The following is a 24,916-nucleotide window of genomic DNA, read 5'->3' as shown; positions in this document are numbered from 1 at the left end:
GAAAAATCGCACTCGCTGGCGGCGTGGGGCCCCGCCCGGAGACGGAACGCCTAACGACCGCCCGGAGACGGAACGCCTAACGACCCGCCCGGAGCCGGCCCGCGAGCTGCCCCAGCCCGAGCGCGTCGGCGGCCGCGGCCGCTGCGGCCACGTCGAGGACGGCGTCCGGCGGCCGGTCGGGGTGGATCGGGACGAGGGTCGCCACCGCCCGGAAGGTGCGCAGCGCCTCCGCGTGGTCGCACAGCGTCTGGGCGAGCCGGGGACGCAGGTCGTCGCCGCCGGCGTCCGCCGCCGCCAACAGCGCCTCGAGCGAGCCGAACCGGACGAGCAGGCTCGCCGCGGTCTTCGCCCCGATCCCGGGCGCCCCGGGGATGCCGTCGGAGGGGTCGCCGCGGAGGGCGATGAAGTCCGGGACCTGAGCGGGGGCGATCCCGTAGCGGGCCTCGACCCCGGAGACGTCGACGAACTCCAGCTCACCCCCCTTGAGGTGCAGGACCCGCGTGTGCTCCTCGACGCACTGGTACATGTCCCGGTCGGCGGTGAGGATGACCGTGTCACCCGCCGCAGCCGACTCGACCTCGGCGTAGGCGCCGAGCAGGTCGTCCGCCTCGAGGGCACCCGCATTCGCGACCGTCCAGCCCCACGCCGCGAACAGCTCCGGCGCGCGGGCGAACTGCCAGGCGAGGGCGGGCGGCATCGCCTCCCGGGCGGCGTGATAGCCGGAGAAGAGACGAACGCGGTGAGCGGCGTCCTCGGCCCCGAAGCAGACAGCGACCGCCCGCGGTTTCAACGCACCGACCACGCCGAGCAGCGCGTTGGCCATCCCGAGCAACGCGTTCACCGGCCGGCCCTCGACCCCGATGATCGAGGACGGCAGGCCGAAGTGGGAGCGGTAGAGCAGCCACGGCGCGTCGACGACGAGCAGCGGCGCAACGGCGGGGGGCGTCTCGACCCCGGCCGACGGCCCGTCCGCGGCGGCCCCGTTCACCCGCCGATCCGGACCGCGGGCGCGGCGACCCCGTGATAGACAACGCGGTAGAGCCCGGGCCCGAACACCCGCACTGCGTAGCTCCCCGATCGGGTCACTGACGCCCGGGTGACCGCCGACCAGCCGCTCACACCGCGGCGCTCGACGGTCACGGACGCGCCGGGGGTGGCCGGGAACACCGTTCCGGTGAGCGCTCGGTCGCTGTGGGCAAGGGCGCCGATCCCGGCGCCCCCCGACGTCGGTGAGGACGGGTGCGGACGGCTCGTCGCGCTCGCGCCACCGGAGGGGGAGGCGGGTGGCCGGTGGCGGGTGCCGGAGCGACCGGTCCGCTTCGTGGCTCGGTGACGAGTGGACGTCGTCCCGCCCCGTGAGGAGCGGCCGTTGCGAGTGGACGTCGCCCGCCCCCGGCCGGCTCCCGAGCCGCCTGAAGCGCGCGCGGTCACCGCGGTGAAGGACATCCACGTGCTGTAGGTCGAGAGGTCGGACTCCAGCGTCGAGCCGGACACCGTCGAACTGCCGAGGCTGCCGAGTACCCGGGCGGTGACGATCCGTGGCGAAACGCCGCGGGCGAGGATCGTGATCCCCTTGAAGGCACCTTGGTAGAGACCCGCGAGGTCGCCGGCGGCGGTGGACAGACTGAGAGCATCCTGCCAGCGGTAATAGGGGTCATCAGCGGCCGTGTCGTAGGGGTCGGGCACCCCGACGAGGTAGGGGGCGGGACTGACCCCGAGCCAGACGTTCTGGATGCTCTCGGTGTGCCCGCCGGAGCTCGCGAAGAAGTACGTGGGGACGATCTGGCCGGCGCTCTCGACAACCTGCCCCTGGGTCGCCTCCGCTGCGGTGTTCGTGGCGGGCGTCTCCGCGCTGATCCCACCGTACATCTGCGAGCGGGTGTCGGAGTAGACGTCGTAATCGGGGTTCACCGGGGCGTCGGCGAGCACGTAGGTGCGGGCCGCGACCGCCTGGGCCTCGAGCGCCTGCTCGGGCCAGCTCGAGGGCATCTCCTCGGCGATCACCCCGCGCACGTAGTCCTCGAGGTCGACGGCGTTGACGGTGAGCACCCCACCGGACGGGCTGGGATAGAAGACGAGGGCGCCGGCGTAGGTGCCGTGCCCGATGAGGGTGAGTCCTGCGTTCGTCCCCGTCAGGCGCAGCGGCGGGGTGAAGGGAGCGCTGCGCCGTCCGTCGCTGATCAGCTCGAGCTTGTTGTTGACGGCGATCACGCCGAAGTTCTTGGTCGGCGACAGGGGATGGCCGTTCGCATCGTCGGCACCGTTGACGGTCGCCGCGCCGTCATTGAGCAGAACGGTGACCGTCGAGTTCGGCACGTGCCCGAGGCTCGTGCCCTGGTAGTAGTGGGCGAGGATCCCCTGGTAGTTCCAGCCATGCTGGGCAAAGCCCATCGCCCCGTACTGGCTCATCCCGATCCCGTGACCGAACCCGCCGCCACGGATCTCGAACGTGCCTTGACCGAACTGAGCGACGGTGGTGGCAGCCGCGGACCGGGCACGCCCGTCGCGAGCTGTCGCCCGGGCCAGCGCGGGCACGATCGCGTGTGCGCGGACCCGGCCAGAGCGGCCAACGCTCTCAGCGGCCGGGCGGGCCGCCGAGCGGCTCGAGCGGAGCGCCGACCGCCCACCGGAGGCAAGGGCGAGCGAGGGAAGCGCCACGACCACAAGGAGCGCGGCTACGACGGCGAGGATCCAATTCCTTGTTTGCATTCCGTGTTTCATCGGTGCAGACGGGCTGGACCCTGACAGATCCGGCGAGAAAACGGCGTCCTGCAACGGTTCTGCCAGGGTGGCCGCTGTTGTCATAACGGGCGAGACCGCCCGGAGGTGCGCGGTTTGTCGCGGGTCGAGGTGATCGTCTGGGTGACGAACACGGGGGCGGGGATCACCCCGAGATCGGAGGAACCCCGGGATCGGCAGGGATCATCCCGGAGCCTCTGCGGAGCCTGCACCGACCAGCACCCCGCTGCGGGACAGCTCCGGGTCGGTGCAGGCGGAGAGGTCAAAACAGCAGGGCCGACGCGTGCCGGCATCGAGCTTGGAGATGGCGACGGCCACTCGCCGCGCCCGGGTCTGCGGGTTGCGCGTCGCGTTGATCCAGCGGACCCACTCCCAGCGGGCCATCGGCGTGATCGCCTGCCACAGCGGGGCGATCGCCGGGGCGGCGGTGAGCGCGGCAGCAAAATCATCGGGGAGATCAGGCTCTGGCCACTCCCGGGCCGGGACCAGCACCACCTCAACGTGCGTGGAACCGCCACTTTCCCCAGCGCCGCCCGCGCCCTCCCGGCCGTCGGTGAGAGCACTCACCAGGCCGGGGGCGAGCTTGAGCCAGTGCCCACGCCGGCCGTCCGGCTCGATCACGGTGGCGAACGCCTGCCCGTTGATCGAGCCACTCGCCGCCACCTGACCGCGAGAGGGCAGTTGGGCACTCGCGGCCGACGGCAGCCGCAGGATCGCCGTCTCTCCGATCCACTCGAGGGGAGCGGCACAGCGGATCGCCTCGTCGCGTTCGGCATCCAGAGAGTTCGCGCGGCCGCCGGCCGCCGTCCCCACCGACCGTGCCTTCACCGGTTCAGGCACCCGGGTCACCGCCGCTCGTTGATCCGGATGAGGGTTCCGGCCGGGTCGCGGATCGCGCAGTCGCGGACCCCGTAGAACTGGTCGGTCGGCTCCTGGACGATCTCGACGCCGGCGGACTGCAGGTCGCGGAAGACGCGATCGAGGTCGGGCGTTGTCAGGGTGATGATGGCGAAGGTGCCCTTGGCCATCATCGCGGTGATCGTCTCCCGCTCGGCGTCGGTGACGCCCGGGTCGACGGCGGCGGGGGCAAGGACGATCGAGACATCCGACTGGTCGGCGGCACCGACGGTGATCCAGCGCATCGTGCCGCTGCCGACGTCTTGGCGGACGCTGAAGCCGAGGGTGTCCCGCCAGAAGGCGAGTGAGGCCTCGGGATCGGTGTGGGGCAGGAACGTCGCAGAGAGAGTGATGTCCATGCCGGCCACGCTAATGCAGCGACACCGGCGGCGCTTCTTGATTTCTGACCGGCCGCGTCACCTGCCGGATCACGCACGGAGGCAGGCCGGCGACCGCGCCGGGACCGAGGCGCTGGTACGCACTCGGTGAGATGCCGACGAGCTCACGGAAGCGGGTGCTGAAGGTGCCCAGCGACCCGCAGCCGACCGCGAAGCAGACCTCGGTGACGCTGAGGTCGCCCCGTCGCAGGAGGGCCATCGCCCGCTCGATCCGGCGGGTCATCAGGTAGCTGTAGGGCGACTCCCCGTAGGCACGACGGAACTCCCGGCTGAGGTGGCCTGCGGACATGTGGACCCCGCGGGCGAGCTCCGCGACGGTGAGCGGGCGGGCGTACTCCCGGTCGATCCGGTCCCGGACCCGGCGCAGCCAGACGAGCGAGTTCTCGCCCGCACCCGCCGGCCCGCCCGCACCCGCCGGCCCGCCCGTACCCGCCGGCCCGCCCGTGCCCGCCGGCCCGCCCGCATCCACCGGCCCGCCCGCACCCGCCGGCCCGCCCGCACCCGCCGGAGCCCCCGGGCCAACCGGCCCGGGACGGGACCTCACGCCCCCGGAGACGAACTCGGTCAGTCGAGATTCCCCCGCGCGATCTCCCGCAGGTTGATCGCCGCGTTGTAGGTCGCCTCGTCGACGCCCTTCTCATACGCGACCTCCCGCAGCGGCCGGCCCGACGCGGTCGCCTCCTTGACGATCTCGGCCGCCCGGTCATAGCCGATGTGGGTGTTGAGCGCGGTCGCGGTCGCGAGCGTCGACTCGGCCGAGCGCTCACAACCGGCGAGGTTCGCCTCGATCCCGGCCACGCACTTGCTTGTCAGCACGCGCGCTGTCGCGGCGAGCAGCCGGATCGATTCGAGCAGGTTGCGGGCGATCAGCGGCACTCGCACGTTGAGCTCAAAGTTCCCTTGGCTTCCGGCGATCGTGATCGCCGTGTCGTTGCCGATCACCTGCGCGGCGACCTGCAGGGTGACCTCCGGAATCACCGGGTTGACCTTGCCGGGCATGATCGATGAGCCCTTCTGCAGCTCGGGCAGCAGCAGCTCCCCGATCCCGGCGCGTGGCCCCGACCCCATCAGCGCGAGGTCGTTGGCGATTTTGGTGAGGGAGACGGCGATCACCTTCAGGGCTCCCGACAGCTCGACGAGGGCGTCCCGGTTCCCCTGGGCCTCGAACGGATCCTCGGGGGCGGAGATCGTCAGCCCGGAGCGCTGGGCCAGGCGCTCGCGCACGCGGGCGGCGAACTCGCGGTGGGTGTTGAGCCCGGTCCCGGTCGCGGTCCCGCCGAGCGGGATCTGGCCGACCTGGGGCAGCGCGTGGCTCACCCGCCGCTGGGCGAGGCGGATCTGGGCGGCGTACCCGGAGAACTCCTGACCGAGGGTGACCGGGACGGCGTCCATCAGGTGGGTGCGCCCGGACTTGACGACGTCGTGGAAGGCAACCGCCTTCTCCGTGAACGCCGCCTCGAGCTCCGACAGGGCGGGGAGGAGATCGTTGGTCGCCTGATCGAGGGCGGCGAGGTGTACCGCCGAGGGGAACACGTCGTTGGAGGACTGGCCGTAGTTGACGTGGTCGTTGGGGTGGACGGGCGCGCCGGCGAGCGTGGCGATCACCTCATTGGCGTTCATGTTCGTCGAGGTGCCCGACCCCGTCTGGAACACGTCGATCGGGAACTGGCTGTCGTAGTCGCCCGCGGCGACGCGGTCGGCCGCTACGGCGATCCGTTCGGCGATCTCGGGGTCGATCAGGCCGAGTTCACCGTTGACCCGCGCGGCTGCGCCTTTGATCGCCCCGAGCCAGTGGATCACCGGGGCCGGCACGGGCTCGCCGGAGATCGGGAAGTTGGCGACCGCCTTGGTCGTCTCGCCGCCCCACAGCTGCTGTTGATCTGAAACGCTCATCACCACGTCCTCGAAGGTCTGAAGTTCTCGCGGCCCGAACACGTTCTCACAGGCCCGACCGGATCTCGCGAGCCCGGCCCGAGCCCGAACCGTTCTCGCGCGACTGAACGCTACCCGAGGAAGGCGATCAGCTCCCGCGCGAGCACGACCGGTTCGTCATAGGCGGCGAGGAAGCCGGCGCCCGGCACCGTCCGCAGCTGCGCGTCGGCGAACAGCTCGAGGGCGTCCGCGGCCCACGCCAGCGGCGCGTCCGGGTTCTCCTCCGCCCACAACAACAACACGGGGAGGGTCAGCTGCGCGTAGGCGCCCGGCCAGTCGGGCCGTTCCCCGAGCTGCCAGTGGCGGGCGAACTTCGCCCACGCCCGCGCGCGGTTCGCGTTCCCGGCGACGTCGGAGACGGCGTGGCGAAGCAGGTCTCGGCTCGCGGGGTTCTGGGCGGCGGACAGCCGATCCCCGCGCCGGGGGCCGAACAGAACCGGCACCGCGTGGGAGATCGCCAGGTCGAGGCCGGGCACCACGCCAACCGCCGCCCCCGAGCGCCACAGCCGGCAGCGGAGCCCGCTGACGGGGGCGTGGTGCATCCGCGTGTCCATCAGCACGAGCTTGGCTGGGGCGAGCCGGTGCTCGATGATCGCCGTCAGGGCGATCTCGGCCCCGAAGTCGTGGGCGGCCAGCAGCGGCGCCGATCCCGCCACCTCGGCGCAGAACCCGGTGAGCAGCTCCGCGAACCAGTCGCCGGTGTAGGGGTGCCGGGGCCGGTCCTCAGAATCGCCGTGCAGCGGCAGGTCCGGCAGGATCACCCGGAACCGGTCCGCGAGCGGCGCGACGATCGGCTCCCACTCGCGGTGGCTGAGCCCGAGGGAGTGCAACAGGACGAGCGGCCGTCCGGTTCCCCGCTCCCGGTAGGCGATGCGCGCCCCGTCCCGGTGGTGGTGCAGACGCAGGCGCATGCCCGGTATCGTCGCGCAATCGCCACCTGGGACGATGTTGAGGAGATCGCCCGCTCCCTCCCGGCCACCGAGTCGGGCCCGTTCTTCCGCACCCGCGCCTGGAAGGTGGCGGCTAAACCCAAGCCCAAGGCGTTCGCCTGGGTGCGTCCGCTCAACCCGTCCGACATCCGTGCGCTCACCGCGCTCGGCCGGGAGATTCCCGACGGCGAGCTGCTCGGTCTGCGCACCGCCGGGATGCTCGAGAAGGCGGCGATCCTCCAGCAGCGCGACCCTGCCGGGGAGGAGCCGGGCCGCTCACCCCCGCCCACCTAGAATCCTCGGCCACCCATGGCCGCCCCCGACTCCGCCGACCGCCCCGCCGCCGACCGCCCCGCCGCCGACCGCCCCGCCGCCGACCGCCCCGCACCCGGCGCCCCCGTCCACCGTCCGGTCGACCCCAAGCCGAACCTCCCCTCCCTCGAGTCGGCGATCCTCGCCCGCTGGCGGGACCGCGACGTGTTCGCCGAATCGTTGCGCCGCCGTGCCGACGCGCCCCGCTGGACCTTCTATGAGGGGCCGCCGACGGCGAACGGCAAGCCAGCCTCCCACCACGTCCTCGCCCGCTCGTTCAAGGACATCTTCCCCCGCTACCGGACGATGGCCGGCTACCGGGTCGACCGCAAGGGCGGCTGGGACTGCCACGGCCTGCCCGTCGAGCTCGCCGCCGAGCGGGCGCTCGGCCTGGCCAGCAAGCAGGAGATCGAGAGCTACGGCATCGAGGCGTTCAACCAGGTCTGTCGCGACAGCGTCTTCTCCAACATCGACGACTGGACGGCGCTGACCGAGCGGATCGGCTTCTGGATCGACACCGCCGACGCCTACCGCACCCTCGATCCCGCCTACATCGAGTCGCTCTGGTGGGCGCTGAAGACGATCCACGCCAAGGGCCTGCTGTTTGAGAAGCTCAAGGTCGTCCCCTACTGCCCGCGCTGTGGCACCGCCCTCTCCAGCCACGAACTCGGTCAGCCCGGCGCCTACCAGGACGACGTCGACCTGTCCGCCTACGTGATCCTGCCCAGTGACGCCGGCAACCTGCTCGTGTGGACGACGACCCCGTGGACGCTCGTCTCCAACGCGGCGGTCGCCGTCGCACCCGACCTCGGCTACGTCCGCGCGCGTCCGGCCCCCGACTCCCCCCTGCCCGCCGGCGAGTACGTGCTCGCCGAGGCGCTGCTCGAGCCGGTGCTCGGCCCGGGCGCGACCGTGCTCGCCCGCTTCCCCGGCGCCGAGCTCGTCGGCACCGCCTATGAGCCGCCGTTCGGGTTCATCTCCGCCGCCGACTACGGCGCCAAGGGCCATACCGTCCTGGCGGCCGGCTTCGTCACCGCGGATGAGGGCACCGGTCTCGTCCACACGGCGATCGCCTTCGGGGAGGACGACTTCCAGCTCGGCGTCGCCGAAGGGCTCGCCCCGGTCAACCCGGTCCGCCCCGACGGCACCTACGACGACCGCATCACCGCGTACGCGGGCCGCAAGGTGCGCGACTGTGACGAGGACATCGTCGCGGACCTCCGCGCCCGCGGGCGCCTGCTCAAGGCCGTCCCCTACGAGCATTCCTACCCGCACTGCTGGCGCTGTGACACCGCGCTCATCTATTACGCAAAGCCGTCCTGGTACATCGCCACCTCCCAGGTCAAGGATCGCCTGCTCGCCGCGAACGAGACGGTCAACTGGCAGCCGCCCCACATCAAGTCGGGCCGCTTCGGCCAGTGGCTGGAGGGCAATGTCGACTGGGCGCTGTCGCGCGAGCGCTACTGGGGCACCCCGCTGCCGGTCTGGCGCTGCCCGGCCGGCCACATCGAGGTGATCGGGTCGCTGACCGAGCTGACCGAGCGGTCCGGGGTGAGCCTCGCGGACCCGCACCGCCCGTTCGTCGATGACGTCCACTTCCCCTGTCCCGACTGTGCTGGTGAGATGACCCGGGTGCCGGAGGTGATCGACGTGTGGTTCGACTCGGGTGCGATGCCGTTTGCCCAGTGGGGCGCCCCGCACGTCGGCGAGGCCGACTTCGACGCCCACTTCCCCGCCGACTACATCTGTGAGGCGATCGACCAGACCCGTGGCTGGTTCTACTCGCTGCTGGCCGTCTCAACCCTCCTCTTCGACCGCAGCTCGTTCGCCAACGTTGTCTGCCTCGGCCACATCCTCGACGAGCACGGCCAGAAGATGTCCAAGTCCAAGGGCAACGTCGTCGACCCGTGGTCGGTGCTCGACCGCTTCGGGGCCGACGCCTTCCGCTGGTACCTGTTCACCTCCAAGTATCCGTGGGACGGCTACCGGTTCAGCCTCGAGGCGGTCGGGGAGTCGGTCACCCGGTTCCTGCTGCCGCTGTGGAACGTCTACAGCTTCTACGTCCTCTACGCGAACGCGTCGGGGGCCGCCGACCGATCTGGCGTGGCTCCCCACTGTGGGTTGGGGGGCCACGGCGGGGCGCCCGCGGCCGACGGGGGGGCCGTGGCGAGCCCCGCCACCGGTCCACAGGCCGGCACCGGGCCCGCGGCGGTCCCGGACGCGCTCGGCGACCTCGACCGTTGGGCGCTCTCCCGGCTCGCCGCGACGGTCGAGGCCGTCGGGGCCGGGCTGGAGGCCTTTGACGCGACCGGGGCGGGGCGGGCGATCGCCGACTTTGTCGAGGAGCTGTCGAACTGGTACGTCCGCCGTTCCCGCCCGCGGTTCTGGCGCGGCGAGCCCGCGGCGCTCGCCACCCTGCACCGGATCCTCGTCACGCTCGCCCAGCTGCTCGCCCCGTTCTGCCCGTTCCTCGCGGATGAGATCTACGACAACCTCGACGGCGGTGAGCCGTCGGTCCATCTCTGTGACTGGCCGGTGCCGACCGGCCGGGACCCTGGGCTGGAGGCGGCGATGGCGGTCGCCCGGGAGACGGTCCGGATGGGCCAGGCCGCCCGGGCGGGCGCGAAGATCAAGCTGCGCCAGCCGCTGCGCGCGGCCGTCGTCGTCGCGACCGGCGCCGAGCGCGCCGCGATCGAGGCGCTCGTGGAGATCGTCGCGGACGAGCTCAACGTCCACACCGTCCGGTTCGTCAACGACGCCGACGACCTCGGCGACGTCGAGCTGAAACCGAACTACCGCACCCTCGGCAAGCGCTTCGGCAAGGACATGCCGACCGTCGCGGCGGCCGTCGCCGGCCTGGAGGCCCAGCATGCCGCCGCCCGGCTCAAGCGGGGCGAGACCGTCGGCATCGACGTCGGCGGGGGCGAGCACACCCTCAGCGCCGATGACGTGCTCGTGACGATGAAGCCGCTCCCCGGCTACCAGGTCGAGCGGGAGGGATCCCACGCCGTCGCCCTCGAGCTCGAGATCGACGCTGACCTCCGGTTGGAAGGCTGGGCGCGGGAGATCGTTCACGCCGTCCAGGGCGCCCGCCGGGCCGCCGGGCTCGACATCTCCGACCGGATCGTCCTCACCCTCGCCGGGGACGCCGAGCTGCTCGACACCGCCCGTGCCCATGAGGCCTACATCACCGCTGAGGTGCTCGCCACCTCGGTGGCCTCTGCGCCCGGGCCGATCTCCGACGCGGTGGCGACGGTGGTGATCGACGGGCGGGAGCTGTCGATCTTCCTCCGCCGCGCCTGAGCCTCCGCCTCCACAGGATGTGGGGGGAGAAATGCGTTCTGGCGACGCATTTCTCCCCCCACGTTATTGACGGCGGCGCCCGCCGGCCCGCCGGAGTCGAAGCCCGCCGGTCCGCCGGAGTCGAAGCCCGCCGGCCCGCCGGAGTCGAAGCCCGCCGGCCCGGAGCGGGCCGGTCCCCGGCTTTCGGTAATGTCCGGACGATCCGGCCCGGCCGGTTGACCCACCCCGCCGCGGCACTGTGACGCCCCGGTTCACCGACCGATCGGAGTCCCGCCCATGAGCCCTGCACCCCCCATCCTCCGGTTCGGCCCCCCGTCTCGGCGGCTTGCCTGGGTTCCCATCAGCCTCCTGGCGAGCGCGGCGATCGCCGCCTGCGGTTCCTCCTCCGGTGCCGCCTCCACCGCCACCACCTCAGGGCGTCCGTCTGCCGCAGTCGCCGTCGTCGACAGCGACGTGACCGCACAGATGGTGGCGGCCGCCGCGCGCCCATCCGCCCATGCGAACGAGGCGACCTTCACCCTCCGGGCCCTCACCGCGAGCGGTTCCCCCGCCGCCGGTGAGCCGGTCAGCTGGTGGGTCGGGCCGATGGTCCCGTTGTCGGGTGTCCATCCCGCCCACTGGTATGAGGCGGGCACGTCCGCGGCGGCGCCGTACGTCGCCACGGCGACGGCGAAGACGAACGCCGCCGGCCAGGCCCGGATCGTCCTGCTCGGCCAGCCGGCCAAGCGCATGGAGATGGTCGCCGTCCGGGTCGGCGATCTCAGCAGCTACGACACCGCCCTCGGGCGGGGGCTGGGCCTGCTCGACGCCTGGTGGACGACGCCGAGCACGTCTCCGACCGCACCGGTCGGAGACCGGGTCACCGTCACCCCGTTCCTCGCCCAGACCCGGCCGGGCGCCCGCACCGACTTTCAGGTCAAGGTCGCCAACGCCGCCGGCGCGCCGATCGTCGGGGCCGGGGTGAGCTGGACGCCGAGCAAGGTCGTCACCGGCTCGGGGACGGGGATGGGCTCGACGGCGATGGGCTCCAGTTCGACGGCGATGGGGTCGAGCATGAGCGCCGCGCCAGCCGCGACGACGAACGCCGCCGGGACGGCGAGCTTTGCCTTCTCCGAGCCCAAGCAGGCCGGGGGCTGGAGCTTCCGGGCGGTCGTCACCCAGCCCGGGTCGGCGCGCCGGATCGCCGGCGGCATGGCCGGCCAGCTCTTCCCGGCCGCGTAGGCGGTCAGCCACCCCGCCGAGGGGCCTCCCCGGTTTCAGTCGTGGAAGAGTGCGAGTGGCAGCGTGAGCCCGACGTTCCACATGCCCATGTCGACGACCTCGAAGATCTTCAGGTCCCCGGCGAGGCTGCAGAGCATGTACGCGTCGCGGGCTTCCAACCCGTGCTCGGCGACGAGCCACTCGATCATCGCCGACACGGCCGTGCGGGTGCCTTCCATCAAGTCCGGCGCGATCCCCATCACCCCGTGATGGCCGGCCCCGTCCACCTTCGGGGTGAGGGCGCCGGCGGTCTGGAAGGCGGGCGCGGAGATGCGACGATGCTCGACGCTGAGGCGCAGTGTCGCCCGCATGTCGCACTCGAGCGCGGCGACGCAAACCTCCCCATCTCCCTGCATCGCGTGCGGGTCCCCGCAGCTGAACAGCGCGCCCGCACACCAGACCGGCAGCCACAGGGTTGTGCCGGCGGTGAGGTGGCGCGTGTCGACGTTCCCGCCCCCCTTGTGGGGCGGGAACACGGCCGCCTCCACCGGATCATCCGGCGCGGTGCCCATCGTCCCCAGGAACGGACTGAAGGGGATCTGGATGCCGGGCGCGAAGTCGACGTGCGTGCCGTTGCGCAGGTCGAAGGTGCGGAAATAGTCCTCGCCGAAGCTGTCCGGGAGGGTGCCCATCCCCTGCTGGATGACACACCACCCCCACGCACCGGGTGTCATCTCGAGGATGTCGACCCGCAGCGTGTCCCCGGGGGCTGCGCCCTCGACGTACACCGGACCGGACAGGTTGTAGAGGGTGTCGAAGTCGAGGTTGGTCTCCCCAAAGCGGCGCTTGTGACGTCTTCGTGGGTGCAGTGACCGGCTGAGATAGGGGCGCACGCCCCGTCGCTTCTAGGCTTTCCGGCTTCTTCAGGGCTGGAAATCTCAGGAGGCGAAACGAGACGTGCGCAGCATCAGGGTATGGGCGCGGCTGCTTGGGCTGCGCGGAGCGGTGATCGAGGACGTGACGGTCAACGACGCTGGGGACGGGGTAGAGGTCGTCGTGGCGGTCCGGCCGGGCTGGCGCGAGCGGGACCGGTGCGGGATCTGTGGACGGCGTTCGGGTCGGTTCGATCGTGGTGGCGGGCGGCGGCGCTGGCGCGGATTGGATCTCGGGACGTCGTTCTGCTGGATCGAGGCCGACGCGCCACGCGTGCGCTGTTCTCGTCACGGCGTGGTCGTCGCGAGGGTGCCGTGGGCGCGCCACGATTCGGGGTTCACGCGCGCGTTCGAGGACCAGGTGGCGTGGCTGGCTGTCAACTGTTCCAAGAGTGCAGTCGCTCAGTTGATGCGCTGCTCCTGGCGGAGCGTCGGACGGATCGTTGAACGCGTCTGCAACGAACAGCGCCTCAAGGTCGATCTTCTGTCGGGCCTGCGGAGCATCGGGATCGACGAGATCTCGCACCGACGCGGTCAGAGATACCTGACCGTCGTAGTCGATCACCACACCGGCCGGCTGGTGTGGGCCGCCCCGGGCCGTGACCGCGCGACAGTCCTTGTGTTCTTCGCCACCCTGGGCGAAGAGCGCTGCAAAGAGATCGAATCGGTGTCCTGCGACATGGCCGGCTGGATCAGCTCGGCGGTCGCTGAGGCCGTCCCCCAGGCCGAGCGGTGCGTGGACCCGTTCCACGTTGTTCAGCTGGCGAGCGACGCGCTGGACGAGGTCCGCCGTGAGCTGTGGCGCGAGGCTCGCCGGGAGAAGAACCTGACGCTCGCCAAGGACCTCAAAGGCGCCCGGTTCTGCGTGTGGAAAAACCCCGAGAACCTGACCGACAAACAGCAGGCCAAGCTCGCGGTGATCCAGAAGCTCAACGGGCCGCTCTACCGCGCGTACCTGCTCAAGGAACAACTCCGCCAGATCTACCGGGCCGACAGTCCCGAGGAAGCCGAGGCGCTGCTGGACGGCTGGCTGTGCTGGGCTCGGCGATGTCGCCTGCCAGCGTTCACCAAGCTCGCCCGGACGATCAAAGCCCAACGTGACGGGATCCTCGCCGCCGTCCGCCTCGGACTGTCCAACGCCCGAGTCGAACAGATCAACACCCAGATCCGGCTGATCACCAGACGCGCTTACGGGTTTCACAGCGCTGCGGCGTTGATCGCACTCGCGATGCTCACGCTATCCGGGCTCTGCCCGCCACTCCCAGACCGGGTGAAATGACCCACGAACACGTCACAAGACCCCCCAAAGCTCGCCCCCTCATGGCACTGACCGTGCCCGCACATCAGCAGGTCGTATTCGATGACATCACCGGAGGCGACCGTGAGCGCCGGGGCGTACCGGTTGTCCCAGCGGTGATGGATACGGGTCGGGTCGATCGTGTGGGTCTGGCTCATCGTGGCTCCTCTCACCAGGGGGGTGTTGCCGTGCCGACGATCACGGCCGCCAGGCTGGCCGACGGATTGGCGAACGCGTGCGGGATGTCGGTGTCAAAGCGGACGGCCTCCCCCTGGCGTACCGGCCGGCGCTCGTCCCCGTGGAACAGTTCGACCTCACCGAAGACGACGTAGGTGAACTCCTCCCCCGGGTGGGCGATGCGGTCCGCGTCATAGCCGGAACCGGGGGCGAAGGAGATGACATACGGCGCCAGGGCATGACCGGCCCCGCGCCCGAGCACCTGGTAGGCGACGCCGCTGCCGCGCTCGACCGTGTGAGCGACCGCGTCGCCGGGACAGAAGACCTCGATCCGCGGTCGCGACCCCGTCCTGACGCTGTCCTCCGGAACGTCGAGCAGGTCACAGATGGTCAGGTCGAAGAAGGCGCCGACGCGCTGCAGAGCGGCGATCGACATGCCGCCGCGGCCGTTCTCGAGCGCCGACAGGGCGGAGGCGGACACGCCGCTCAGCTCCGCCTGGCGGCGCAGACTGTGTCCCGCCTGGGTCCGGAGCCGGCGTACTCGCTGTCCGACGATCGTGGCCAGTTCCTGATCCAACCCACCCCACCTGTGTTCTGAGAGAATGAACGATATACGTGAGTGTCCAGGATGACTGGACGTGACCGTGACGTCAAGGCCTGGAGGCGCACGCTGTGATCGAGACCGGTTCGACCTCATATGACCCTGCGGCGCTGAGGCGGCTCCGTGAGGAGGTCCGTCCCGGGTGGAAGGGCGCCCCGCTCGAGCGGGTGATGTCAGTTGCGCAGCTCGCGACGTCCGGAATCGAGGCGCTCGACGGGACGCTGCCGCTGCCGCTGCTGCTCCTGAGCGCTTCCGCGCTTGTCCACAACGTCGACCGGATGGCGCGGTTCGCCGCCGACCGCGGCGTTCTGCTCGCCCCCCACGCCAAGACGACGATGTCTCCTGAGCTGATCGCCGCCCAGATCGACGCGGGCGCGTGGGCGATGACCGCCGCGACCCCGTCCCAGATCCGGACGTTGCGGGCCTTCGGGGTGCGGCGGATCGTCTGCGCGAACGAGCTCGTTGAAACGGCCGCCATCGCCTGGCTGGCCGCAGAACTGGACCGTGACCCGTCCTTCGAGCTCATCTGTCTCGTCGACTCGGTCGCCGGAGTCGCGCTGCTGGACCGCGAGCTCCGGCAGGCCCGCAGTTGCCGGGACCTGGGCGCCGTCGGCCTCACCGCGACCCGGCGCCTGCCCGTCCTGCTTGAAGTCGGGACGGCCGGCGGGCGGGCGGGCGCCCGGACGCTCGAGACCGCCCGAGCGGTCGCTGATGCGGTCGGCGCCTCAGAGCATCTCGAGCTGATCGGGGTCGAGTTCTTCGAGGGGCTGCGCATCGACGCGGCGGACATGGCGGCGACGATCGCCGATGTCGACGCGCAACTGGAGGAGGTACACGCCATCACCGTCGCGTTGACCACCGAGGGCAGGCTCACTGACCCGCTCGTGAGCGCCGGTGGCAGCGCCCTGTTCGACCGCGTCCTCGCCCGGTTTGGGACCGATCGGTTTCGGGTCCTGCTGCGCAGCGGCTGCTACATCTCCCAGGACGGCGGCTTCTACGCCGAGGTCTCTCCCCTTGCGGGGCGCGGTGAGGAGCCCGAACCGCTCGAGAACGCGATCGAGGTGTGGGGGGCCGTCCTCTCCCGCCCGGAGGCGGAGGTCGCCGTGGTCGGGGCGGGACGGCGGGACATGCCCTACGACATCCGGCTGCCGACGCCACGCTGGTGGCGCTCGCGTGACGGACGCCACCAGGTGGTTCTGTCGAGCGCGAGCGTGCTGCGCCTCAATGACCAGCATGCGACGGTGCGACTCGAGCCGGACGCGCCGGTCGCCGTCGGTGATCTCGTCGGCTTCACTGTCTCTCATCCCTGCGGCGCCTTCGATCGCTGGGCGGTGATCCCGGTCGTCGACGACGCTCGGCGGATCGTCGCCGCCGTGCACACGCGTTTCTGAGCGCCCGCTTGGGCGATCCGACGCGGGCCAGAGAGAGCAACGGGGGACGTGCCCTCGAGGCACTCTTCTCCCCTCTCGTCCTCGGCACGTGGCGGGCGAGGGCCCGACCGTGGCCGGCGAGCACACCCGGCCACGCCGGGCCCAGCCGGTGCCGACCCGCGCCTCAGCTCGACCCGAGCGCAGTCTGGACCTCGCCGGGGTGGTCGTGCAGGAGCCCGTAGACGGATGCGATGTCGCGGCCGCCGTAGCCGAGCGCCTCGGCTGTGCTGAGCAGCGCGTCGGCGGTGAGCGCACCGGGGAGCGCGGCGCCGACCCGTGCCGCCTCAGTGATCGCCAGACGGACGTCCTTGTGCAGCAGCGTGACGGGGAACCAGGCGTCCGCGGGCGGGTCGAGCATCAGCGGGAGCCGACCGGTCACCGCCGGAGAGGCGATGGCCGAACCGGTGATCACCTGGGTGACGACGTCACGGTCGACCCCGCCGCGCTCGGCGAGGGCGAGGCTCTCGGCGGCGGCGATCACCTGCATCGCGAGACTGTGGTTGATCGCGAGCTTGAGCACGAGCCCGTGCCCCTGCTCGCCGGCGTGGACGACGTGGCCGAGGTGCCCGAGCACCGCCTTGACGCGGGCGTACGCGTCCGCGGGGCCGCCGACCATCACCGTCAGCTTGCCCGTCTCCGCCTGGGGCAGGCTGCCCGACACGGGCGCGTCGAGCATCGTGGCGCCGAGTGCGGTGACCCGTCCGGCGAGCGCCGCGCTCGCCGGGGGACTGACCGTGCTCATATCGACGTAGACGGCGTCCGCACCCAAGCCGGCGAGTAGCCCGTCCGGACCGTCGGTGACGGCGGCGAGCGCACTGTCGTCACTCACCATCGTGATCACGACCTCCGCGTCCCGGGCGGCCTCGCGGGGGCTGTCAGCCCACGCCAGCCCGTCGGCGATGAGCGCCTTGGCCTTGGACTTCGTACGGTTGTGGCCGCACACCTCGAGCCCTGCGGCGAGCAGGCGGGCGGCCATCCGGCTGCCCATCCCGCCGAGGCCGATCACCGCGACCCGCGTCATCGGCCACACCCCTGCGGCACCCGCCGCGTGAGGTGTGTGGGCTGGCGGGGATACGCGCCGCCGTGGTCGTTCTGCTGCATGGTGGTCTCCTTCCGCGGCCGGGCCGCGCCGAGTCGCTCTCACCGGGGACATACCCGCCCGGAGGCCGGGGTGAACTCACGCGACACCGTCGCGCCGGAGCGGCGAAGAGCCGCAGTGAACCCACGCGATACCCCGGTCGGGCGGGGACACCGACCGCCGGGGCGCGCGGCCGAGCCCCCGAGCCCGCCGGCGGGACGGGGTGTTAGGCGATCGCCGGGTCGATCTCCGCCTCGAGACGCTTCTTCGGGTAGGCACCGATCACGCGCTTGGCCTCCGCCCCGTTCTTGAACACGATCAGGGTCGGGATCGACAGGACGTTGTAGGAGATCGCGGTCTGCTGGTTCTCGTCCGTGTTGAGCTTGACGACCTTGAGCGACTCGCCCTTCTCCCGGGCGATCTCCTCGACGACGGGCCCGACCTGGCGGCAGGGACCACACCAGGGCGCCCAGAAGTCGACGAGGACGGGAACCTCGGACTCGAGGACCTCGGCTTGGAAGTTGTTGTCGGTGACTTCAGAAACGATGCCCGCCATGGTGGGACTCCTCTGTGGTTGCTCGCGGCCTTCCCTTTACTTCATTTAGGATAGTGACCCCGGAGGGGATCGCTGAGATCCTGGCCCGGCATGGGTGCCTACCGCGTCTCTCTCAGCGCCGGTTCGCTCACGACCGAGTCATACCGCACGCTCTGGCTCCAGCAGGCGCTGGAGTCAGAAGTCAACCACGCCGGCAGGCGGCGCCACCTTGCCCCCCGAGACCGAACCGTTCGGAGCCGGGATCGTGCCGGGCGGTGAGCGGAGCCGCGTTCGGAGCCGGGCTCGTGCCGGGCGGTGAGCGGAGCCGGGCTGACGTCGCGATCGTCGCCACCGGCGGTCGACTACTCGCTGTCGGCGCTGCCGTTCTCGGTGCGGCTGTCGGGCCGGCGGCGGCCACGCGCGGTAGGGTCAACTCGGCATGGCCGAACCGAGCCGACAGGACCCGACGAACGCCGAGGTCGCCGATGCCCTCGAGGAGCTCGCGGACCTGTACGAGCTCGACGGCGCGGTGATCCACCGGATCAGCGCCTACCGGAATGCGGCCAAGGCGGTGCGGGGCGCGTCGGTGAGCGTGACCGCGCTCGCCCGGGCCGGCCGGGCGACCGAGCTGGCGGGAGTCGGGGCGACGATCCAGGAGAAGATCCGCGCGCTCGCCGATGAGGGGGAGATCCCCGCCCGGGCGAAGCTCACCGCCAAGTACCCGCCCGGCCTGGTGGCGATGACCCGGCTGCCGGGACTGGGGCCCAAACGGGCGCGGCGGCTCTTTGACGAGCTCGGGATCGACGGCCTGCCCGGCCTGCGCACGGCCGCCATGGAGGGTCAGATCCAGGCGCTGAAGGGTTTTGGCGCCAAGGCGGAGGCGGCGATCCTCGAGGCCCTTGACGCCTATGAGGCCGAGGGGCCGCGCCGGCGGGTACTGCTTGACCGCGCGCTCGCCGTCGGCGAGGAGCTCGTCACGGCGATCGCCGCGCACCCCGCGGCGGACCGGGTCGCCCTTGCCGGGTCGGCCCGACGCATGACCGAGACGGTCAAGGACCTCGACATCGTCGCGACGGCGACCGATCCGGCGGCGCTGACCCGGGCGGCGGCGGCGCTCGAACTCGTCGCCTCCGCCTCCACGCCGGGGGAGAACGCGGTCCGACTGCGCACCCACAGCGGGCTCGAGGTCGACCTGCGAATCGTCGAACCCGATCAGTTCGGCAACGTCCTCCAGCACCTCACCGGCTCCAAGGAGCACAACGTCAACCTGCGCGAGTACGCGGTCCGGCGCGGACTGCACGTCTCCGAGTACGGGATCCTCGACGACGCCACCGGCCTCACCCACCGCTGCGCGACCGAGGCGGAGGTGTACGCCCGCCTCGGCCTCGACTACATCGAACCGGAACTGCGGGAGGGGCGCGGGGAGGTGCGCCTCGCCGCCGAGCACCGCCTGCCCGAGCTCGTCTCCGTCGCCGACCTGCGCGGGGACCTGCACGCCCATACGACCGCGTCGGACGGGACCGCCTCGGTGGCGGAGATGGCCGCCGCCGCCGCGGCGGCCGGGTATGAGTATTTGGCGATCACCGACCATTCCGCGAGCATGGGCTTCGGCGCCGACCTGTCCGCGAGCGCGCTGGCCGAGCACATTACGGCGATCCGCGGGACCGAGGTCGACGGGATCGAGCTGCTGGCCGGCAGTGAGGTGAACATCCTCCCGGACGGTTCCCTCGACTATCCGGATGAGCTGCTCGCCGAGCTCGACTGGGTGATCGCCTCCGTCCACACGTCCTTTGCCCTGTCGGAAGCGGCGATGACCGCCCGGATCGTCGCGGCGATCGAGCACCCCTACGTCGACTGCATCGGCCACCTGTCCGGCCGGCGCCTCGACCGCCGCCCCGGTTACGCGCTCGACCTGGAGGCGGTCCTCGCGGCGGCCGCGGCGACCGGGACGCTGCTGGAGATCAACGCGAACCCGGTCCGCCGGGATCTCTCAGAGAGCTGGGCGGCCGCGGCGGCCGCGGCTGGGATCCTCATCGTGATCAACACCGATGCGCACCGGACCGACGGGTTCGACGTCAACCGCTACGGCGTCGCGACCGCCCGCCGGGCCGGGCTCGGCCCGGCCGAGATCGCTAACTCGCGGCCCTGGCGACAGCTCCGGCGGGAACTGCCCTCCCAGAGGGCTCGCCGCCGGGTGACGTGATCGTGAACGGTCCGTCGGCGGGGCTGACGCCGGCCGCTCGCTCCCGCCGCGCGCGCGGGCCGAACCACTGCAGGTAGGCGAACCAGGTGAACCCGGCGAGGGAGACGAGGATCGCGATCCAGAAGTTGAGGCGCATCCCGAGGATGTACTGGGAGTAGTCGATCCGGATCGTCTCCTCGAAGATCCGGTAGCCCGAGTAGCCGCCGATGTAGAGGGCGAAGATCCCGGGCGCGCGGACCTTGTCGCGGCGCCCGAGCCAGACGAGGAAGAGGCCGAGGCAGATGTCGAAGATCAGCTCGTAGAGGAAGCTCGGCTCAAAGGTCGCGTACCGGCCGCCGTTGAGCTGGAAGGCGAGCGGGACGTGGTAGCCGGCGGGCCAGTCGGGACGGGCGATCCGGACCGCCCACGGGAGCGTGCTCGGCTTGCCGTAGAGCTCCTGGTTGAAGTAGTTACCGATCCGCCCGATCGCCTGGGCGAACAGCAGCACCGGCGCGACGACGTTCATGAACGCGCGCGTCTCGGGCCAGCTGAGCTTGCGCCGGATCCGCCACACCCCGACGGCGGCGCCGAGGGCGACACCGCCCCAGATCCCCAGGCCGCCGTCCCAGATCGCCACCGGCCAGTACCACGGGGCGTGGGAGGGCGGGGTGGTGATGTCGTAGTAGATCCGCCCGCCGACGAGGCCGGCGGGGAATCCCCACCACGCCGCCTCGTAGATCAGCTCGCGACTGCCGCCACGCAGCTCCCACTCGTGCCGGGCGATGACGATCGCGACCGCGACCGCGATGACGTACATGATCCCGTAGAAGTGGAAGAAGAACGGGCCGACGTGAAAGCCGTTGGCCGGCGGGCTGGGGATGTAGGCGAGCAGCGGCACAGGGCCATCCTAGAGATCACCCCGGCCCGGCGGGGATGGGGACGGGGGCGGGCAACGGGATGTCAACCTGAGCGCAACCGGAGTTCGTGCCCGCCGGTCGCGATCGTCGTTGGGGCGGTGACGGTCCCCCTCTGGCGGCCCGCCGGGCGAGCCCTCCGGCTCAGTTCGGTGTTCCCGCCGGGGCGCTGGCCGCGGGCATCTCCACCGGGGTCGCCCGGAAGCCGGGGGTGCGCAGGAGCCGGATCGGCTGCCAGAAGCGGGTCGGGGCGACGTAGAAGCGAACTCCGTCACGGTCCTCGATCGCCTTGATCGCCTGGGGCTGGTGGCGCCAGGCGAAGGCCCAGATGATCATGAAACCGGCGACGACGGCGGGCACCTGGGCGAGGATCGCCGCGCAGATGGCGGCGACCACGGTCGCCCCGAGCAGCGGCCACAGCCGGTTCAGCAGGGTGCGGGCCGGCACGAGTTCGGGCAGGCTCGCCTGGGTCCGGGCGCCCGCCAGCAGCGACCGGATCGGGGCCGTCGCCGCGCCGCCCCGTCCGAGCCACAGGCCGATCCCGGTCGCGGCCACCCACCAGCCGAGGGCGACCCACAGCACCCCGGGGGTGTCGTCGGCGTTGACGGCGATCAGCGTCGCGACAATCAGCGCGCTCGCGGACGCCGCGCTCGCCAGCATCGCGGTCCTCAGGAACTCGCCAAAGCGCACGGCCGCCCTCCGCGCCGCTGCTCACTCACCGGCGGTGAGCGCCGCGAGCACGTCGAGCATTCCCGAGGTTCCGTCGACGACGACGTCGGCCTCCTCACGGATCGCGGCCGGACCGTCCTCGGAGGCGACCCCGACGCACAGGCAGTGCTGGAGGACCCCGTCGCGGCGGAGGGCGCGCAGAGCGGTGAAGGCGTCGAGGTCGGTGACGTCGTCGCCGGCGTACAGGGCGCGGGTGACGCCGCTGCGGGCCACGAGCGCCCGAACCCCGGCGCCCTTGTCGATCCGCACCGGCGGACGGACCTCCATCACCTTGCGACCCCAGTGGATCTCCAGCCCGTCCGCGGCGGCGTGCGCGGCGAGCGCGTCGACGGCCTCCCGGGCGGTCATCTCATCGTCGGCGCCGCGCCAGTGGAAGGCGACGATCGGCCCCTTGTCCTCGATCCGCACCCGGGCGCGGCGCAGCTCCGCGGTGTCGCTGTCACGGCGGAAACGGGCGATCCGGTCCGCCCATCCCTCGAGGGCGGGGTCGAGGACCGCCTCGGTCCAGCCCGGCTCGAGCAGCTCCGCGCCGTGGCTGCCGATGTAGGTGATGATCCCGACCCCGACCATCGCCCGGGACTCGGAGGCGCGCCGGCCACTCACGCAGGCGACGGCCCGGTAGCGGCGGGAGGCGCGCATCAGCAGTTGCCGGGTGATCTCCGGGACGGTCGCCTCGGAGGCGAGGTCGACGATCGGGGCGAGCGTCCCGTCGATGTCGAGCAGCACCGCGACGCTCGCCGGGTTCTCGCGGAAGACCGCGAGGGCGGCGGTCACCTCGTCGGGGGCGCTGAGGCCGCGGGTGGATCCGTCGATCGCCATGTCACCAAGTATGGCGCGGCCCCGGTTCCGGGTGGGCGGGTGCAGCCGCGCTTGCCGCGGCGGCCGGCCGCGCGTGCCGCAGCGGGTTCGACGTCCGGACCGTGTGGACATGGGGCGCGAGCGGACCGGCAGGGGGTCGGACCGGGGTCCGGCGGGGATGCAAAGCGCCGCGGGGTCTGCGAGTCTGCCCGCTGTGGCGGCCAACAGCACTTCCCGGACCCCGCGGCTGGCCCCGGAGAACCGGCGCGAGCAGCTGCTCGACGCGACGATGGCGGTCCTGGCGGAGGCCGGTTTCTCCCACATCACCGTCGAGGCGATCGCCCAGGCCGCCGGCGTCACCCGCCCGGTCATCTACGACACCTTCGGCGATCTCGGCTCGCTGCTGCTCGCCCTGATCGAGCGTGCGGACCGGCGGGTGACCGGCCAGCTCGCGGCGATCCTCGGGGACGGGGTGCCGAGCGACCCGAGCCCCGACCGCTTCTTGATCGACACGATCAACGCGTTCCTCGCCGCCGTCCGGGAGGATCCGAGCTCCTGGCGGCTCGTGCTGATGCCCCCGCCCGGGAACTCGGCCGAGCTGAACTTCCGGCTCCAACGCGGCCGGGGGGAGCTGGCCGGCCGGATCCGGGCGCTGCTGGACTGGGGGCTCCCCGCCCGCGGCGGCCCGCGCGGGCTCGATCACGAGCTCACCGCCCGGCTGTTGGTCGCCATCGGTGAGGACGCGGCCCGGCTGATGCTCGCCCACCCGCGCCGGTTCAGCCCCGACCGGCTCGCCGCCGCGACCATCGACCTGCTCGCGGTGATCCCGCCGACGCCGGCGACCGCACGCGCCGACACGCCGCCGCCGCGTCCGGAGATCGCCCCGCCGGCCCGGATGGAGGAGCTGAGCGCACGCTTCTGCGCCCCGGACCCGCGCCGCCGGGTCCCCCAGGCCGAACGGCGCGAGCAGCTGCTCAACGTCGCCCTCGTGCTCGTCGCCGAGGAGGGGTTCGGCGCCCTGACGATGGAGGCGATCGCCCGCCGGGCCGAGGTCAACCGCGTGGTCATCTACCGCAGCTTCGCCAACCTCGGAGTGCTGATCACCGCGCTGATGCACCGCGAGGATCAGCGGGTCCGGGCGACCCTGGCCGGGCTGATCCCCCAGGATCCGGGCGGGTATGCCGCTGACGAGGTCCTCTTTGACTCCGTCCATCGTCTCCTCAGCGCCGCCTGCGCGTATCCGCTCACCTGGCGGCTGGCCCTGCTGCGACCCGAGAATGCGCCGCGGATCCTGCAGCGGATCGTCAACCGCCGCCGCGCCGCGCTCGCCAAGCGGATCGAACCGCTCGTCGGCTACGTCATCTACGCCGATGCACCGGACACCCCGGGCCATCAGGTTGAGGCGATCGCCCGGATGCTGTTGACGATCGGGGAGGAGATCGGCCGCTTGGCGATCACCGAGCCGGACGCGTTCACCCCCGCTCGGCTGCTGCGTTCGGTCTGGCGGCTGCTCGCGACGATCTCCACCGCACCCGAGCCGATCCCCCGCCAGGGCGGCAGTCCCCACCACACCCCCGGCTCAACGTCGACGCCCCCACCGCCAGCACCGACGTCCCCCTGGACCGCGCCCACGCCGCCCAGCCCGAGCTGACCGACCGGGGCCTGCCCCGGCACGGACGGGCACGGCCCACACCGGCGGGTGAGGCGGCTTTCACCGCGCTGGCGGCCGAACGGAAGGCGACCCTCGCCCGCCGCTCGAGGGCGGGGATCCTGACCGCCACAGCGACCTTGCCGGCTTCCTCTCCCGCCTCGCCAGCGAGCTGGGGCGCAGCCCGGGGCCGGAGCTGCGGTCCGGTGCCGCGCTCAGCGGGGCGGGCGCGCCGACCATCGGATCCTGAGACCGACCCCGCCACGCCGACCCCGCGGCCGCCTCGGCGATCGATGCTACGGCGCCGCTGGCGGCTGGGTCAGATCCCCGAGAAGAGCCTGGGAGTCTGAGAGCACCGACGCGAGGATCTGCTTCGCGACCGCGAGAAGCTGCGAGACACGTGGATCCTTGAGCCGGTAATAGGTGCTCGTACCCTCCCGACGGCTTTCCAAGATCCCAAGCTGACGGAGCGCCGCCAGGTGCTGGGAGGTGCCGCTGGAGTCGAGGTCCAGCCGGACCTGGAGGTCTCCGACCGAACGTTCGCCGTCGACCAGCAGCTCCAGAATCCTCACCCGGACAGGATGGCCGAGAACCCGAAAGAGCTGAGCCTTGGCGACGTAAACCGGGTCCGACCGGACGTGCGCGTGCCCGCGCACGGATTCAACGGCAGCGGTTGGAGGATGAGCGGACGGGCGTGGTTTTGACATAGGTGGATCCGACGTGCCAAGTGGTCCGACTCTACTGCAGCGAACTGGGGGCTCACCCGAGCTCGCCCCCGGTCGACCCAGGACCAGCATCGCATCATATCTCATTAACTTCTAAGTTTCTTAGATACTATTCCCACCAGTGTTCGACGCGCATCCTGAACGTGATCACCGGGCTGGC

At 71.7% G+C, this 24,916-nt stretch carries 22 protein-coding genes; 7 read left to right on the top strand and 15 right to left on the bottom strand.

The genetic code is table 11. From position 1 onward, the window contains the following. Positions 1-76: 76 nt before the first annotated feature. The 7 genes from M3M55_RS04880 to M3M55_RS04850 form a co-directional block, all read right to left on the bottom strand. Entirely contained in the window at positions 77-988 is a 912-nt protein-coding gene (locus M3M55_RS04880) for a 5'-3' exonuclease H3TH domain-containing protein (RefSeq protein WP_249011706.1), read from the bottom strand. Continuing rightward, the gene (locus M3M55_RS04875) at positions 985-2,658 is read right to left on the bottom strand and encodes a SpoIID/LytB domain-containing protein (RefSeq protein ID WP_249011705.1); all 1,674 of its coding nucleotides are present in this window, start codon (positions 2,656-2,658) and stop codon (positions 985-987) included. Before M3M55_RS04875 ends, M3M55_RS04880 begins: the two co-directional genes overlap by 4 nt. A 264-nt stretch (positions 2,659-2,922) precedes the next feature. Next, complete coding sequence (locus M3M55_RS04870; RefSeq protein WP_249011704.1) at positions 2,923-3,579, bottom strand: YdeI/OmpD-associated family protein; 657 nt, start codon at positions 3,577-3,579, stop codon at positions 2,923-2,925. A gap of 5 nt (positions 3,580-3,584) precedes the next feature. Beyond that, positions 3,585-3,995, bottom strand: coding sequence for a VOC family protein (locus tag M3M55_RS04865; RefSeq protein ID WP_249011703.1), 411 nt, complete (start codon positions 3,993-3,995; stop codon positions 3,585-3,587). 10 nt (positions 3,996-4,005) lie between these two features. Further along, positions 4,006-4,401, bottom strand: a complete 396-nt coding sequence (locus tag M3M55_RS04860) for a helix-turn-helix transcriptional regulator (protein ID WP_371878800.1) — start codon at positions 4,399-4,401, stop codon at positions 4,006-4,008. A gap of 197 nt (positions 4,402-4,598) precedes the next feature. Beyond that, positions 4,599-5,927 carry a lyase family protein gene (locus M3M55_RS04855; protein ID WP_249011701.1) on the bottom strand — a complete coding sequence of 443 codons (1,329 nt, stop codon included), beginning with the start codon at positions 5,925-5,927 and terminating at the stop codon, positions 4,599-4,601. Between the two features lie 110 nt (positions 5,928-6,037). Next, a complete protein-coding gene (locus M3M55_RS04850; protein ID WP_249011700.1) occupies positions 6,038-6,877 on the bottom strand; it encodes an alpha/beta fold hydrolase in 840 nt (279 codons plus the stop codon). On the opposite strand from M3M55_RS04850, the gene M3M55_RS04845 reads away from it, so the two are divergent. The 3 genes from M3M55_RS04845 to M3M55_RS04835 all read left to right on the top strand — a co-directional run bounded on the left by M3M55_RS04845 (position 6,857) and on the right by M3M55_RS04835 (position 11,731). Further along, positions 6,857-7,189, top strand: a complete 333-nt coding sequence (locus tag M3M55_RS04845) for a hypothetical protein (RefSeq protein ID WP_249011699.1) — start codon at positions 6,857-6,859, stop codon at positions 7,187-7,189. The genes M3M55_RS04850 and M3M55_RS04845 overlap by 21 nt on opposite strands. Positions 7,190-7,204: 15 nt before the next feature. Continuing rightward, positions 7,205-10,510 (top strand): isoleucine--tRNA ligase, encoded by a 3,306-nt coding sequence (gene ileS / locus M3M55_RS04840; RefSeq protein WP_249011698.1) that lies wholly within the window; start codon positions 7,205-7,207, stop codon positions 10,508-10,510. Between the two features lie 276 nt (positions 10,511-10,786). Further along, positions 10,787-11,731 (top strand): hypothetical protein, encoded by a 945-nt coding sequence (locus tag M3M55_RS04835; protein ID WP_249011697.1) that lies wholly within the window; start codon positions 10,787-10,789, stop codon positions 11,729-11,731. Positions 11,732-11,766: 35 nt separating this feature from the next. Here M3M55_RS04835 and M3M55_RS04830 read toward each other — a convergent pair whose 3' ends face one another. Then, positions 11,767-12,603, bottom strand: coding sequence for an acetamidase/formamidase family protein (locus M3M55_RS04830; protein ID WP_249011696.1), 837 nt, complete (start codon positions 12,601-12,603; stop codon positions 11,767-11,769). Positions 12,604-12,667: 64 nt separating this feature from the next. On the opposite strand from M3M55_RS04830, the gene M3M55_RS04825 reads away from it, so the two are divergent. Next, complete coding sequence (locus M3M55_RS04825) at positions 12,668-13,921, top strand: ISL3 family transposase (RefSeq protein WP_249011695.1); 1,254 nt, start codon at positions 12,668-12,670, stop codon at positions 13,919-13,921. 187 nt (positions 13,922-14,108) lie between these two features. Here the strand turns inward: M3M55_RS04825 and M3M55_RS04820 are convergent, their stop codons facing one another. Beyond that, positions 14,109-14,693: a cupin domain-containing protein gene (locus M3M55_RS04820; RefSeq protein WP_249011694.1), complete on the bottom strand. Its 585-nt coding sequence runs from the start codon at positions 14,691-14,693 to the stop codon at positions 14,109-14,111. A gap of 95 nt (positions 14,694-14,788) precedes the next feature. Between M3M55_RS04820 and M3M55_RS04815 the strand changes: the two genes are divergently transcribed. After that, the gene (locus M3M55_RS04815) at positions 14,789-16,108 is read left to right on the top strand and encodes an alanine racemase (RefSeq protein ID WP_249011693.1); all 1,320 of its coding nucleotides are present in this window, start codon (positions 14,789-14,791) and stop codon (positions 16,106-16,108) included. 163 nt (positions 16,109-16,271) lie between these two features. On the opposite strand, the gene M3M55_RS04810 is transcribed toward M3M55_RS04815, so the two are convergent. Further along, positions 16,272-17,168 (bottom strand): NAD(P)-dependent oxidoreductase, encoded by an 897-nt coding sequence (locus M3M55_RS04810; protein ID WP_249011692.1) that lies wholly within the window; start codon positions 17,166-17,168, stop codon positions 16,272-16,274. Positions 17,169-17,451: 283 nt separating this feature from the next. After that, positions 17,452-17,781: a thioredoxin gene (gene trxA / locus M3M55_RS04805; protein WP_249011691.1), complete on the bottom strand. Its 330-nt coding sequence runs from the start codon at positions 17,779-17,781 to the stop codon at positions 17,452-17,454. Between the two features lie 418 nt (positions 17,782-18,199). On the opposite strand from trxA, the gene polX reads away from it, so the two are divergent. Beyond that, entirely contained in the window at positions 18,200-19,963 is a 1,764-nt protein-coding gene (gene polX, locus M3M55_RS04800; protein ID WP_249011690.1) for a DNA polymerase/3'-5' exonuclease PolX, read from the top strand. Here polX and M3M55_RS04795 read toward each other — a convergent pair. The 3 genes from M3M55_RS04795 to otsB all read right to left on the bottom strand — a co-directional run bounded on the left by M3M55_RS04795 (position 19,893) and on the right by otsB (position 22,404). Continuing rightward, positions 19,893-20,840 (bottom strand): prolipoprotein diacylglyceryl transferase family protein, encoded by a 948-nt coding sequence (locus M3M55_RS04795; RefSeq protein WP_249011689.1) that lies wholly within the window; start codon positions 20,838-20,840, stop codon positions 19,893-19,895. The genes polX and M3M55_RS04795 overlap by 71 nt on opposite strands. 160 nt (positions 20,841-21,000) lie before the next feature. After that, entirely contained in the window at positions 21,001-21,546 is a 546-nt protein-coding gene (locus M3M55_RS04790; RefSeq protein ID WP_249011688.1) for a hypothetical protein, read from the bottom strand. Between the two features lie 21 nt (positions 21,547-21,567). Next, on the bottom strand, positions 21,568-22,404 hold the full coding sequence (gene otsB, locus M3M55_RS04785) for a trehalose-phosphatase (protein WP_249011687.1): 837 nt from the start codon (positions 22,402-22,404) through the stop codon (positions 21,568-21,570). 193 nt (positions 22,405-22,597) lie between these two features. On the opposite strand from otsB, the gene M3M55_RS04780 reads away from it, so the two are divergent. After that, the gene (locus tag M3M55_RS04780; protein WP_249011686.1) at positions 22,598-24,034 is read left to right on the top strand and encodes a TetR/AcrR family transcriptional regulator; all 1,437 of its coding nucleotides are present in this window, start codon (positions 22,598-22,600) and stop codon (positions 24,032-24,034) included. Between the two features lie 293 nt (positions 24,035-24,327). On the opposite strand, the gene M3M55_RS04775 is transcribed toward M3M55_RS04780, so the two are convergent. Continuing rightward, positions 24,328-24,687, bottom strand: coding sequence for an ArsR/SmtB family transcription factor (locus tag M3M55_RS04775; protein WP_371878727.1), 360 nt, complete (start codon positions 24,685-24,687; stop codon positions 24,328-24,330). Positions 24,688-24,916 lie beyond the last annotated feature (229 nt).

Source organism: Conexibacter sp. DBS9H8 (assembly GCF_023330685.1).
Classification (GTDB): domain Bacteria; phylum Actinomycetota; class Thermoleophilia; order Solirubrobacterales; family Solirubrobacteraceae; genus Palsa-465.
This window is presented reverse-complemented; position numbering and strand designations above follow the sequence as displayed.

Bases quoted from the DNA above. Each gene is read 5' to 3' on its own strand.
- M3M55_RS04865 (WP_249011703.1), bottom strand. From the start codon at position 3,995: ATGGACATCACTCTCTCTGCGACGTTCCTGCCCCACACCGATCCCGAG.
- M3M55_RS04855 (WP_249011701.1), bottom strand. From the start codon at position 5,927: ATGAGCGTTTCAGATCAACAGCAGCTGTGGGGCGGCGAGACGACCAAG.
- M3M55_RS04850 (WP_249011700.1), bottom strand. From the start codon at position 6,877: ATGCGCCTGCGTCTGCACCACCACCGGGACGGGGCGCGCATCGCCTAC.
- ileS (WP_249011698.1), top strand. From the start codon at position 7,205: ATGGCCGCCCCCGACTCCGCCGACCGCCCCGCCGCCGACCGCCCCGCC.
- M3M55_RS04835 (WP_249011697.1), top strand. From the start codon at position 10,787: ATGAGCCCTGCACCCCCCATCCTCCGGTTCGGCCCCCCGTCTCGGCGG.
- M3M55_RS04810 (WP_249011692.1), bottom strand. From the start codon at position 17,168: ATGACGCGGGTCGCGGTGATCGGCCTCGGCGGGATGGGCAGCCGGATG.
- trxA (WP_249011691.1), bottom strand. From the start codon at position 17,781: ATGGCGGGCATCGTTTCTGAAGTCACCGACAACAACTTCCAAGCCGAG.
- polX (WP_249011690.1), top strand. From the start codon at position 18,200: ATGGCCGAACCGAGCCGACAGGACCCGACGAACGCCGAGGTCGCCGAT.
- otsB (WP_249011687.1), bottom strand. From the start codon at position 22,404: ATGGCGATCGACGGATCCACCCGCGGCCTCAGCGCCCCCGACGAGGTG.